General features: G+C 38.2%; 12 protein-coding genes. 1 reads left to right on the top strand and 11 read right to left on the bottom strand.

Going from position 1 to position 12,789, the window contains the following annotated elements; all coding sequences use genetic code 11:
* Nucleotides 1-115 precede the first annotated feature (115 nt).
* Nucleotides 116-1,750: an FMN-binding glutamate synthase family protein gene (locus tag GQR44_RS06835; RefSeq protein ID WP_166370593.1), complete on the top strand. Its 1,635-nt coding sequence runs from the start codon at nt 116-118 to the stop codon at nt 1,748-1,750.
* Nucleotides 1,751-1,794: 44 nt separating this feature from the next.
* On the opposite strand, the gene GQR44_RS06840 is transcribed toward GQR44_RS06835, so the two are convergent.
* The 11 genes from GQR44_RS06840 to iscU form a co-directional block, all read right to left on the bottom strand.
* A complete protein-coding gene (locus GQR44_RS06840) occupies nt 1,795-2,634 on the bottom strand; it encodes a S1-like domain-containing RNA-binding protein (protein ID WP_166370595.1) in 840 nt (279 codons plus the stop codon).
* 39 nt (nt 2,635-2,673) lie between these two features.
* Nucleotides 2,674-3,102 (bottom strand): hotdog fold thioesterase, encoded by a 429-nt coding sequence (locus GQR44_RS06845; protein ID WP_166370597.1) that lies wholly within the window; start codon nt 3,100-3,102, stop codon nt 2,674-2,676.
* A gap of 122 nt (nt 3,103-3,224) precedes the next feature.
* Entirely contained in the window at nt 3,225-6,269 is a 3,045-nt protein-coding gene (locus tag GQR44_RS06850; RefSeq protein ID WP_166370599.1) for an FAD-binding and (Fe-S)-binding domain-containing protein, read from the bottom strand.
* A gap of 316 nt (nt 6,270-6,585) precedes the next feature.
* Complete coding sequence (locus GQR44_RS06855; RefSeq protein WP_166370601.1) at nt 6,586-7,008, bottom strand: hypothetical protein; 423 nt, start codon at nt 7,006-7,008, stop codon at nt 6,586-6,588.
* Nucleotides 7,009-7,491: 483 nt separating this feature from the next.
* The gene (gene pepB / locus GQR44_RS06860; RefSeq protein WP_166370603.1) at nt 7,492-8,790 is read right to left on the bottom strand and encodes an aminopeptidase PepB; all 1,299 of its coding nucleotides are present in this window, start codon (nt 8,788-8,790) and stop codon (nt 7,492-7,494) included.
* A 57-nt stretch (nt 8,791-8,847) separates the two neighbouring features.
* The gene (iscX, locus tag GQR44_RS06865) at nt 8,848-9,048 is read right to left on the bottom strand and encodes a Fe-S cluster assembly protein IscX (RefSeq protein WP_166370605.1); all 201 of its coding nucleotides are present in this window, start codon (nt 9,046-9,048) and stop codon (nt 8,848-8,850) included.
* A gap of 72 nt (nt 9,049-9,120) precedes the next feature.
* Complete coding sequence (gene fdx / locus GQR44_RS06870; RefSeq protein WP_166370607.1) at nt 9,121-9,459, bottom strand: ISC system 2Fe-2S type ferredoxin; 339 nt, start codon at nt 9,457-9,459, stop codon at nt 9,121-9,123.
* 31 nt (nt 9,460-9,490) lie between these two features.
* Complete coding sequence (gene hscA, locus GQR44_RS06875) at nt 9,491-11,359, bottom strand: Fe-S protein assembly chaperone HscA (RefSeq protein ID WP_166370609.1); 1,869 nt, start codon at nt 11,357-11,359, stop codon at nt 9,491-9,493.
* 32 nt (nt 11,360-11,391) lie between these two features.
* Nucleotides 11,392-11,901 (bottom strand): co-chaperone HscB, encoded by a 510-nt coding sequence (gene hscB, locus GQR44_RS06880; RefSeq protein ID WP_166370611.1) that lies wholly within the window; start codon nt 11,899-11,901, stop codon nt 11,392-11,394.
* Nucleotides 11,902-11,992: 91 nt separating this feature from the next.
* Nucleotides 11,993-12,316: an iron-sulfur cluster assembly protein IscA gene (gene iscA, locus GQR44_RS06885; protein ID WP_166370613.1), complete on the bottom strand. Its 324-nt coding sequence runs from the start codon at nt 12,314-12,316 to the stop codon at nt 11,993-11,995.
* Nucleotides 12,317-12,386: 70 nt separating this feature from the next.
* Entirely contained in the window at nt 12,387-12,767 is a 381-nt protein-coding gene (gene iscU, locus GQR44_RS06890) for a Fe-S cluster assembly scaffold IscU (RefSeq protein ID WP_028868609.1), read from the bottom strand.
* Nucleotides 12,768-12,789 lie beyond the last annotated feature (22 nt).

Consider the following 12,789-nt stretch of genomic DNA (forward strand, 5'->3'; position numbering starts at 1 on the left):
TTAAATAGCAACGTCCTAGATAGATACTTTATACTTAGCCAACTTAACTTAGTTTCAGTTGGCTTTATAGTTCGCTATTAAAGTTAATTGCCCCTCATACATATAGGAATAATCTATGACCATAATGCAAAAAGTCCTTTGGCTGATTGCCTCTCTTGGTAATTTTTCAGCAGTCTACTTTTATATACAGGCTCAAAATGCATTTAGTTTGATCATACTTCTATTTACATTGGCATATACTGCTATTGGTCTCTACGATATTTTTCGTAGCCCGCACACACTCAATCGCCTCTATCCCGTTGTTGCTTATTTACGCTATTTTCTAGAATCTTACCGAGTTGAAATTCAACAGTATTTTATAGCCAATGACACCGAAGAGATGCCCTTTAACCGAGAGCAACGCACGCTTATTTATCAACGATCTAAAAACCAACGCGATACCATTGCTTTTGGTACCCAACGCAATTTGATGGAGGATAATTATTTAAGCTTATGGCATTCACTGTCTCCTGCTCATGTCAAACCCGACGCTAAGCGGGTGTTGATAGGAGAAGCAAACTGCAAACAACCCTACTCCGCATCATATTTCAACATTTCTGCTATGAGCTTTGGCTCACTAAGCCCCAATGCAATTGAAGCACTTAACCTAGGCGCTAAAAAAGCAGGGTGTTACCATAATACCGGTGAAGGTGCAGCAAGCCCTTATCACCTTAAACATGGCGGTGATATTGTGTGGCAAATTGGCTCTGGCTTATTTGGTTGCCGTGATGAAAATGGTCGATTTAACCCAGACAGTTTTACAAAAACAGCCTCACGAACACAAATAAAAATGATTGAAATAAAGCTTTCTCAAGGTGCAAAACCTGGCCACGGAGGGGTATTACCTAAGGCAAAGATTACCGATGAAATTGCACGTATTAGACAGATATCAAAAGATCACGATTGTGTTTCACCTGCTGTTAATCCTGAATGCACGTCACCTAAAGCGCTATTAAATTTTGTTCAGCAATTACGTGAATTGAGTGGTGGTAAACCTGTCGGATTCAAATTATGCGTCGGCAATCCAGCGGAGTTTCTCAGTATCTGTAAAGCAATGATAGAAACCGGCATTACGCCGGACTTTATTACTGTTGATGGTGCAGAAGGTGGAACAGGAGCCGCGCCCGTTGAATTCTCAAATAGATTAGGCTTAGTATGCTTAGAGGGAATTAGTGTCGTTAATAATGCCTTAATAGGCGTTGGGTTACGCGACAAAATCAAGATTATTGCCTCTGGCAAAACAGCGTCTAGTTTTGATCTATTAGCTAAAATAGCAGCTGGGGCTGACCTTGTTAATGCGGCACGAACCATGATGTTAGCATTAGGTTGTATCCAATCCAGACATTGTAATACTAACCTTTGTCCAACGGGAGTTGCGACACAGGATCAAGCAAGATCTGAAGCTCTCGATATAGCAGTAAAAAGTGAACGAGTTAAAAACTATCATACCAATACCATGGCTAGTTTTTTTGAACTGGTGGGTAGTATGGGGCTAGATGATCCTACCAAACTGATTCCTCAGATGATCAAGCAACGCACATCCAATGGTGGCCAAATATCCGTCAATAGCTTTGCAAAACCACTGACATTAAATGCATTAATAGAAAATAAAGATCTCAACAAGTGTTGGCAACAATGGTGGCAAGCAAGTAGTGCAGAACGATTTTATGCCGATGACTTATTTATATTGAAATCACCGGAACTTAGCTAAAATTAATAGAATTTACCCAGTAACTAATTACTGGGTAAAAGTGATTATTTATTAGTGACAGTAATGCCGTTATCAGCAATCACTATATCGCCATTTTTATATAACTGACCTATTGCCTTTTTAAAGTTACCCTTGCTCATTTTTAAAATTTTCGCAATTTGCTCAGGGCTACTTTTATCTGATAATGGCAAGAATCCATCGTGTTGTCTCATGGTTAATAAAATACGATCCGACAATCCGTCCATTTTTGCATAACCAGTTTGCGTTAAACTCAGGTCAATTTTGCCATCTTCACGAATACGTCTGATGTAACCTTTACATTTTTTGCCAATACCCAAATCACCAAACACATCACTTTCAAAAATAACGCCCCAATGTAAGTTATTAATAATCGCTTTAAAGCCAATGTCGGTACGATCTGCAATCAATAAATCAACCTTTTCACCCACTTTATAGTTTGCAGGCACTTTATCTAAAAATCGATCCAACTTAGACGAAGCTAATAGTCGCTCACTGATATCGTCTTGGTATACATAGACTATGTATCCTAAGCCCGTTTTCATAGCTACTTTCTGCTGATTGAATGGCACTAACAAATCTTTTGGTAGGCCCCAATCTAAAAATGCACCTGCGCGGTTTGTATCGACTACTTTTAATGACGCAAATTCACCCGCCATCGCTTTTACATGTTGTGTCGTCGCGATCAAACGGTCTTCAGAATCAAAATATAAAAATACTGAAATAGTTTGCCCTATTTGCATACTTTCAGTGACGTAACGTTTAGGTAATAAAACTTCACCTAAATGAGAACCTGCATCTAAATACAGGCCAAAATCCACTTCTTTAACGATCTTAAGTTCGTTATAAGTGCCTACTTTAATCATAATTCTCTCTTTTTAAATACACCTCATTGTATGAGGTGTTTATTGTTTGGGTTTATCAATAACCGCTACAGTTAATCGTGAGGTGCAGATTAACTGTTGGCGTTCATTACAAATTTCTATTTGCCAAATCTGCGTACTATAACCAATGTGGACCGCCGTTGCAGTCCCTGTCACAGTGCCTTTTTTAATACTTCTAACATGATTAGCATTAACTTCTAAGCCAACACAAACCTTGTCATCTGCAACTACTAAATTAGCAGCCACACTACCGAGTGTTTCAGCAAGCACAACTGATGCGCCGCCGTGTAACAAACCATGAGGTTGATGTGTTCGTGTATCAACAGGCATAACTGCTTCAATAAAATTGTCACCAATTTTAGTATATTCAATACCTAATAGTGCAATAATCGTATCTTTACTGATTGCATTTAATCGAGCTAAATCAGTGCTTTTCTTCCAAATACTCATCGTGCCCCTTAGATTAACTATTGTTTATTGGTGACTATGTTAGCTATCATTTAACGTTAATGTTTTATCTCAATCCTAGATAACAAAAGCGCCTTTTTATTTAAATCTAGCACTGAGGTTATTTATAATAAACTTAATAAAGCTTGTACTGGGTGCTTTAGTGTTTCGCCCTCAATACGTTTAACTTGGCTACGACAGGAATATCCAGTTGCTAAGCATTGAGCACGTTCTCGTTTAGCAATTTCAGCTTCCCAACTTAAGCTATAAATCGCTTTTGAATCCGCTAGTTTACCTGCATCGTGGCCGTAAGTACCAGCCATACCACAACATCCAACTGCAACTTCTGATAATGAACCGCCAAAATGTTTAAAAATCGTCACCCAATCATTGCCCGCCATTGGCTCTGCAGTTTTTTCAGTACAATGTCCTAATAAGTAAAAGTCTGCATTACTAGCAGGTTTAACATTCCCCTTCAAACGTGGTTTTAACCATTCTTGAAACAGTTGAACATTAAATTCACCACGCTCATGACCTAGCGCTTTTTTATATTCGTCACGGTAACAAAGCACCATTGCAGGGTCAGTACCAACCATAGGGATAGACAGCTCAGCCATTTGATTCAAAAATGCGGCCGAGTCTTTAGCTGTTTTAGCGAATTGACCCAAAAAGCCTTTAATATGCTGCGCTTTACCATTTGGTTTAAAAGGCAGTAATACTGGCTTATAACCAAGCTTTTTGACCGTGAGTATTAAATCACGAACCACATCGGCATCATAATAAGTAGTGAACGGGTCCTGTACTATTAACACATAGTTTTCACGCTCAGTTGCACTTAATGCCTGTAATTTAGTTAAATCAAACTCAGTAATATCATGTTGATTTAATGTAGATTTTAGAGTCGGTGTAGAGAGTTGTGGAATATCTACCATACCCACTACTTTCTCCGTTAAAGTCGAAGTTACTTTTAACCCAGTGAAGAAGTTAAAAAATCTCGGCATAGTGCCCATTATCGGCGCGTATAGCTCAACATAAGCGACTAGGTAGTCTTTAACAGGACGTAAATAGCGATCGTGATACAAGTGAATGAAGCGTGACCTGAACGTCGGGACATCCACCTGTATAGGACACTGGGACGTACATGCTTTACAGGCTAAACAACCTTGCATTGCCTCCATCACTTCATGTGAGAAATCATATTCGCCGTTACGTTTAGCTAAGGTATTTTTAAACTTAGTGAAAATACTGGCATTTTTACCCGCATAAAGGTCACTTTCTAATGCTAATACATCAATGTCATTATTCGCTAATTGACGTAACCATTCTCGCATTAGACCAGCACGGCCTTTAGGTGAATGTACACGATCTTTAGTGACTTTAACCGAGGGGCACATTGGCGATTTTGTATCGTAGTTAAAACACAATCCATTACCATTACAATCAAGTGCTTGCGAATAACTTTCTCGTACTTCAATCGGGATTTGACGATCGAATGTGCCTCGTTTAACCGCGTCAACACTCACTAACTGTTCAGTTGAATTTAAAGGGGTACAAATTTTACCTGGATTAACTCTATTATTTGGATCAAAAGCAGCTTTAATTTTTCGCAGCTCATTAAATAACACTTCACCAAAAAATTCAGGGCCGTATTCACTTCTAAACCCTTTACCATGCTCACCCCACATCAGGCCCTTATATTTAGCCGTTAATGCCACCACTTTATCTGAAATTTCACGCATCAGCTTTTCTTGTTCAGGATCACAAAGATCTAAGGCTGGGCGAACATGCAATACACCAGCATCAACATGACCAAACATGCCATAATGTAATCCATTGTCATCTAACAATTGGCGAAATTCATTGATATAAGGCGCTAAATTTTCTGGAGGAACACAAGTATCCTCAGCGAATGGAATGGGTTTAGCACGAGTATCTGCTTTACCTAATAACCCAACCGCTTTTTTACGCATACCGTAAATTTTATTAATATCTGCTAAATCACTACAAATTTGATAACCAATAACACCCGCTTCTTTATTGCTAATTAAACCGTCCAGCATCACGATAAGCGCATCAATTTTTTGTTGTTGTATGGTTTGATCCGATTCAGCAAATTCAACAATATTAATACCATCTAATACTTGTCCTGGCACATCGGTAATGAGGTCTTTTACGCTATGCCACACGATATCTTGTTTTGCCAAATTTAAAACTTTTGAATCAACTGTTTCTACAGATAATGCATCCGCTTTAACTAAAAAAGGCGCATTTTGTAATGCAGATTGAAAACTATCATATTTAATATTGAATAACGTACGATAAGTAGGGATAGGTTGTACATGTAATGTTGCTTCAGTAATAAAGGCTAAAGAGCCTTCCGCTCCACATAAAATACGCGTTAAATCCACCGTGCCCGATTCATGGTCATAAACATGCTTTAAATCATAACCGGTTAGAAAACGATTTAACTTAGGGAATGTGTTTTCAATATTGTCCTGCTGAGATTCACAAGTTTCGATAACCTGACGATAAATTGCACCTATTGAGTCTTCTCGTTCGACTTGCTCTATCAAATCAACCGCGGCCAAAGGTTTACTTTTTAATAAACTACCGTCAATAAGGACAGAAGTTAATGCTAAAACATGGTCACTGGTTTTACCGTAAGCCAAAGACCCTTGTCCCGATGCGTCATTACTGATCATACCGCCAATCGTTGCACGATTACTCGTTGAGAGTTCTGGGGAGAAGAATAAACCATGCGGTTTTAAATAATCGTTTAATTGATCCTTCACAACGCCAGTTTGTACTCGAACCCAACCTTCTTTAGGATTGATCTCAAGGATGTTATTCATATGCTTAGATAAATCTAAAACAATATCATTAGTCAGAGACTGACCATTAGTTCCCGTACCACCACCGCGCGGTGAAAAGCGTATATCTGCAAATTCGGATTGTTGGGCAAGTTGGCAAAGGGTAATAATATCTTGCGTCGACTTAGGGTAAATAACTGCCTGCGGAAGGCATTGATAAACACTGTTATCCGTTGCAACAGCTAAGCGGCTAGCATAACTTTTTGCAATTTCACCTGCATAATCACTTTCGCTTAATGCTTTGATAAACGCAAAAGTATCCTGCTTGATATTCTCTTGATGGTTTAAATTTGGGATCATGTGTAAAACGCTCTAATCTATTAATGATATACGGGGGATAAAAAATAGCTTCAGATAATAGCATAAATAACCGTAAAACAGATGATAAAATAGGAGTTTTACTATTAAAATTATTGCCTATTTATGGGGCTGGGAGTGGTGTTGATATTCGCTAGATTAATCATTTATGCTAAATTCAGTGCATTAAAATAACTAAGTCAGAGGCTTAGATTAGAGCCTCTGGAAAGGTTCTATTATTAAACACCTTGAATTTATATTAAGGTGCTTAATAAAAAACAATAAATAAAAAGTTCCAAAGCTTAAACCCTAAAACAATTTAAAAAGCGTAGTTAGTTAACTTTTCCTGTGGAAAAAATTTAGGTTCTTCTGGCTCAGGAACCGGCGTAGTTGGTTGAACTGGCGCAACGGGCGTTGCAATAACCACGGGAGCAATAGGCTGATAGGTTTCATCCTTTTCACTCAAACAAGCAAAAACTAAGGTTGTTTTGGTATCATTACCAAAAAAACCGGTGTATTCATTGAGATGTTTAACTTCCATATTAAGCTTTTTCTCTAAACAATAAGCGTTTGCCTGTGCCAGAATAGAGGCTAATAAATCATCTTCTTCACTTGAAAAAGTCGCAGGCTGTTTGCTTATAACATAACTGTCTTCCCCTGCCTCAATAGGACCAATAGAAACCGATGAACAGCCCGCTAAATACAACATACTGAACATTAAAATCAATGCTTTACTGACCATAATCACGTCTCTCACTTAAATAATACTAATGTAGGTTAAATACCTAAAATTAACGCGCATTATACGTACTTTTAAAGCAGATTCCACGCGTCAAAAAAAAATTATCAATATTCAATGACAAATATTAAATAACTTTGACATTTTTACTCTTACAAATGCGCGCAGCTTATTTGGTTAGATATTTGATACCGATTCCGCTAAATAGTAGCTCAATCTTGCTGATTAAAATGCATCTTTTCTGCGTTAGATATTTTGCAAAGAGAACAACTTTTTACGCATGACTACTTTAAATTGGCTCATTTTTCCTGTGCAATAATTATTCGCAGTCTTAATGGCGTAGGGATAACTTACATTAACGATATTTAAGCCCCAAAAAATATGAGTCTTAAAACGAAAAAAGCCAATACCTCGCACAAGATATTGGCTTTTATTTCATTGGCTTGCAATTACAGCTTCAAGCCAAAGCAAGTCAAGAAACGTTAACTAATCTTTTAATAAAAGAGTACTGATTGTTTCAATTCCGTGCCCTTTGCCACCAACGGACCATAGGCCGTTTGCAGCCAATTGGTAACTACCAGACAGATCAAAGTGAACCCAGTTCTGCTCAGGTTTTTCAACAAACTTAGCAAGGAATGCAGCTGCGGTAGAAGCGCCTGCCATGCTTTCTCCGCCACTATGAATATTGGCAATATCAGCAAATGCAGAACTAATTTGTTGCAAGTGGAAAGGGGCTAGTGGTAGACGCCATAATTTTTCATTGCTATCTTTTGCAGCTTCTAATGCAGACTCAGTGAACTCATCATCCATACTTAGAATACAGTTATAATCACGCCCAACAGCCGCTTTAGCTGCACCTGTTAACGTTGCTGCATCGATGATCAACTTTGCACCATCTTCTTGTGCGGCAATTAAACCATCGGCCAACACTAAACGCCCTTCTGCATCAGTATTTAAAACTTCAACGCTAACACCATTTTTATAATTAATTACATCACCTAGTTTAAAGGCTTTGCCACTCACCATATTTTCTGCGCAGCATAAATACAATTTAACGCGCTTTTGTAAACCATTGGCAGCTGCTAATGCTAAAGCACCAGTGACCGTTGCTGCGCCGCCCATATCACTTTTCATGGCAGCCATAGATGCACTTGGTTTTAAACTGTAACCACCAGAATCAAAAGTGATCCCTTTACCCACTAACGCAAAATCAACGGGCGCATCTTGATCACCACTTGGATTGTAATCCAGTTGCAACATGCATGGCATATTAGTACTGCCTTTACCTACCTCATAAATACCAACATAACCATCGGCATTGAGTTGTTCACCCAAAATCAGTTTGTATTTTAAAGGCACTTTATCAGCACAAACTTGTTCTAATAATAGACACGCTTTTTCACACAATACTTCAGGAGTAACTAATGCAGGCCCTAGATTGATAGTTTCACGAACCCATTCGCTGATTAATTTTTTGTTTTTTAGCGCACTAATTGCTTCATCATCTAATTCAGGAAATTCAACGTTAGCGCCTGTTTTTGCATTATAGAAACCTTGGCAAAATGCCCAACACAAATCAGAATTCCACTGTTCTCCAGTTAATTTCATATTGGGTAATGACATATTATCTAATTTACGCGCTGCACTTTGTACCTGTGATAAAACATCATTGATATAATCAATATGTATCGTCGCTTGTTGCTGATCAAAAGATAAAAGAGCGTTCTCCCCCCAAATTGGATGCGCTTTTTGATCAGATAAATTAACTAAAAATGGCTGGCTCATAAGATTCCTTAATTGGCAAAAACGCGAGCCTAGACTCGCGTTTATTAATTGATTACATTAATCATTTTCATCAATCCAACAAAGTTGAATTGCTTCTAAAATACGTTCACTACAATGTTCTGGGTCATCATCAAATTCCTCTAAAGCTAATACCCAATCACGTAAATCTGTAAAGCGTATTGCTAGCGGATCTTGCTCTGGATATTTATCAATTAACGCTAATGCAATATCTAAAGAGTCTATCCATTTTAAGTTCATTTCAGCGTTCCTAAAAATAATACGACAACAAAAATTTAATCATTAACTTTAGTTTAATTTATTAGATAAAAATCAATGCCCTTCCGACACGATATTAACCGTATACTTTGGAATTTCAACTACTAAGTCTTCGCCATGTAAACACGCTTGACAACCTAAGCGAGACTCAGGTTCAAGGCCCCATGCTTTATCTAGCATATCATCTTCTAATTCATCACTTTCTTCTAATGAATCAAAGCCTTCACGTACAATGACATGACAAGTTGTACAAGCACATGATTTTTCACAGGCATGTTCAATATGAATTTTATTCTTTAAAGCCACATCTAAAATGGTTTCGCCATCCTTTGCTTCAACAACCAAACCATCTGGACACAACTCTGCATGCGGTAAAAATATAACTTTGGGCATCTTAAAACCTTTCTAATTTATTGAATTTAGCTTAAATTTCGTCAACGGTATGACCCGTTAAAGCAGCTTTGATTGATACATCCATACGGCGCTCTGCATAGTGGTCCGTTAATTTATCGATTGCTTTAATAGCTTCTTTAATCGCATCGATATCATCGCCATCAGAGAGAGTAATTAATGCATCAATTGCTGTCGTTATTTGTTCATACTCTTGCTCATTAAGTAATTGCTCGCCATCTTTTTTCATTGCCGCTTGTAAATTTTCAACGACGCGTTTAGCTTCAACCTGTTGCTCAACTAACATACGGGCTTGAATATCTTTTTCCGCAAATGTCATTGAATCGGACAACATCGTCATTACCTGCTCATCGCTTAAGCCGTAAGTTGGTTTGACTTCAATATAAGCCTGAACACCCGATGATTTTTCCATCGCAGTCACACTTAATAACCCATCAGCATCCACTTGGAACGTAACACGAATATGTGCTGCACCCGCGGCCATTGGCGGAATATCAGTTAATACAAATTGAGCTAAAGAACGACAATCACTGACTAATTCTCGTTCACCCTGTAATACGTGGATCATCATAGCCGTTTGGCCATCTTTAAAAGTAGTAAATTCCTGTGCACGCGCTACGGGTATAGTCGTATTACGAGGGATCACTTTTTCGACGAGTCCTCCCATCGTTTCTAATCCCAAGGATAGCGGTAAAACATCAAGTAATAACATTTCAGAATCAGGTTTGTTACCCACTAAAATATCAGCTTGAATAGCCGCACCAATGGCCACTACTTTATCCGGATCAATACTGGTTAATAATGTTCTACCAAAGAACTCAGAAACAGCTGAACGTACTAATGGTACTCGGGTTGAACCGCCCACCATGACCACTTCAACCACGTCTTCAAGTACAACATTGGCATCTTTTAATGCACGTTTACACGCACGTACTGTTTTCTTAACTAATTTAGCAATTAAGGTTTCAAAAACATCTTTACTTAATGTGCCAGTCCAACCAGCTTGTTGCAATGCAATGTCAACTTGATCTGCATCGGAAAGTGCTTGTTTAGCTGCGCGAGAAACTTTTGATAACTCCTGCTGTACCTGAGGAGAAACTTTACCTTCAATCCCCGCTTGTACTTGGATCCATTTTGCAATTTCAGCATCAAAATCATCGCCGCCTAATGCAGAGTCTCCACCCGTAGCTAATACTTCAAAAACACCTTTATGTAAGTGTAAAACTGAAATATCAAAGGTACCGCCACCTAGGTCATAGACAGCAATCAGACCTTCTTTACCTGAGTCTAACCCGTAGGCAATAGCGGCAGCAGTGGGTTCATTTAACAAACGTAATACATGTAAACCGGCTAAACGAGCGGCATCTTTTGTACCTTGACGTTGTGCATCGTCAAAATAAGCAGGTACTGTGATAACCACACCACTCAAGTCACCTTGTAAAGATTCTGTTGCACGTTGTGCCAACACTTTAAGTATTTCAGAAGACGCTTGTACTGCATTGATAGGGCCGCATACGGTATTGATTTGTGCTAAGCCACTTTCATGAGCAGAAAATTCATAGGGAAGATGTGTTTGATCTAGGTCAGCCAAAGACTTACCCATTAAGCGTTTTGCTGACACTAAGGTATTAAGAGGATCACTTACCGATTTTTCTAAAGCGCTTTTACCAACTAAAACTTGCGGCGTATTTTCTGCAGATAAAGCATAGTTAACGACTGATGGCAGCATATCTTGCTGCTCAATATCCTTAAGCGTTGTTGCTTCACCGCTGCGCACGGTAGCGACTAATGAATTGGTGGTACCTAAATCAATACCCGCTGCGAGTTTATGTTGATGGGGTGCTGCTGATTGACCAGGTTCTGCAATTTGAAGTAATGCCATGCGTTGATAATCCTATTATTTTTCGAGTATTACTAATCGAATAATTTTTCTTCTAATAACTCAAGCTCAACTTGAAGTTTTAGCATGAATTTTAATTTGCGGATAAGGTTTGCCGTAGTTTCTAATTGTTCTGCTTGTAATGCAGTTTCAATTTCTGCTTCTAAACCTTTAACTAAAGCAGAGATATCTTGATTGAACCCTTCTATTGCTTGTTCATCATCTTCGGTGAAGTTAGCAACTTTTTCTCGCCACTCCATTTGTTGAATTAAGAAACCAGTATCCTGAAGGGTACGCTGTTCTAATTCAATATCTAACCCACTCAGTTTCAAAATATACTGGGCACGCAAACAACTGTCTTTTAAGGTTTGAAAAGCATCATTAATTTCTGTGCTTTTTTGCATAGCTTGCAGGCGCGTGCGATCATCTTGCATTGTGAATTTATCTGGATGGAATTGTTTTTGTAAGTCACGGTAAGTTTGAGATAACCGAGTTTGATCGACAGAAAATTCAACAGGTAGAGAAAATAACTCAAAATAGTTCAAAACGATTTCCTAACTTGTTAATAATAAAACAATAAAGTCCGACCATACTAGTGTATTAGTCAGACTTCAATAATATCGAGACTTGCGTTTTTTATACGCTAAAGCTTTCACCACAACCACATTCACCATTGGTATTAGGGTTGTTAAATTCAAAACCTTCGTTAAGACCTTCTTTAACAAAATCTAACTCAGTACCATCTAAATAAAGTAAGCTTTTTTTATCAACAATAATATTAACACCTTGGTCGGTGAACATTTCATCATCGTCGTTTAGAACATCTACAAACTCAAGTACATAAGCCATTCCAGAACAGCCTGAAGTTTTAACACCGATCCGTAAGCCTAGGCCTTTACCACGGTTTTTTAAAAAATTTGATACATGCTTTGCAGCAGGTTCTGTCAGTGTAATAGCCAAAATCGACTCCGTTTATTTAATTCATAAACACGCTAATTGATAGCACAACACTATCACTTAGCTATGTTTTTTAAGCATTTTTACTTTTGTAATCTTCAATTGCCGCTTTAATTGCATCTTCTGCAAGAATAGAACAATGAATTTTTACAGGAGGTAAAGCAAGCTCAGCAGAGATTTCAGTGTTAGAAATTTTTCCAGCTTCTTCTAATGATTTACCTTTCACCCATTCAGTTACTAATGAGCTAGAAGCAATTGCACTACCACAACCATAAGTTTTAAACTTAGCGTCTTCGATGATACCGTTGGCATCAATTTTAAGTTGTAACTTCATTACGTCACCACAAGCTGGTGCGCCAACCATACCCGTTGCAACGCTTTTATCATCTTTATCAAATGAACCAACGTTACGTGGATTTTCATAATGGTCGATTACTTTTTCGCTATAAGCCATGATTATATTCCTTATATTCTTT

The sequence above is a fragment of the Psychromonas sp. SA13A genome, from assembly GCF_011378715.1.
Classification (GTDB): Bacteria; Pseudomonadota; Gammaproteobacteria; order Enterobacterales; family Psychromonadaceae; genus Psychromonas.

Bases quoted from the DNA above. Each gene is read 5' to 3' on its own strand.
- GQR44_RS06850 (WP_166370599.1), bottom strand. From the start codon at position 6,269: ATGATCCCAAATTTAAACCATCAAGAGAATATCAAGCAGGATACTTTT.
- hscA (WP_166370609.1), bottom strand. From the start codon at position 11,359: ATGGCATTACTTCAAATTGCAGAACCTGGTCAATCAGCAGCACCCCAT.
- GQR44_RS06845 (WP_166370597.1), bottom strand. From the start codon at position 3,102: ATGAGTATTTGGAAGAAAAGCACTGATTTAGCTCGATTAAATGCAATC.
- fdx (WP_166370607.1), bottom strand. From the start codon at position 9,459: ATGCCCAAAGTTATATTTTTACCGCATGCAGAGTTGTGTCCAGATGGT.
- pepB (WP_166370603.1), bottom strand. From the start codon at position 8,790: ATGAGCCAGCCATTTTTAGTTAATTTATCTGATCAAAAAGCGCATCCA.
- GQR44_RS06840 (WP_166370595.1), bottom strand. From the start codon at position 2,634: ATGATTAAAGTAGGCACTTATAACGAACTTAAGATCGTTAAAGAAGTG.
- iscU (WP_028868609.1), bottom strand. From the start codon at position 12,767: ATGGCTTATAGCGAAAAAGTAATCGACCATTATGAAAATCCACGTAAC.
- GQR44_RS06855 (WP_166370601.1), bottom strand. From the start codon at position 7,008: ATGGTCAGTAAAGCATTGATTTTAATGTTCAGTATGTTGTATTTAGCG.
- iscX (WP_166370605.1), bottom strand. From the start codon at position 9,048: ATGAACTTAAAATGGATAGACTCTTTAGATATTGCATTAGCGTTAATT.
- GQR44_RS06835 (WP_166370593.1), top strand. From the start codon at position 116: ATGACCATAATGCAAAAAGTCCTTTGGCTGATTGCCTCTCTTGGTAAT.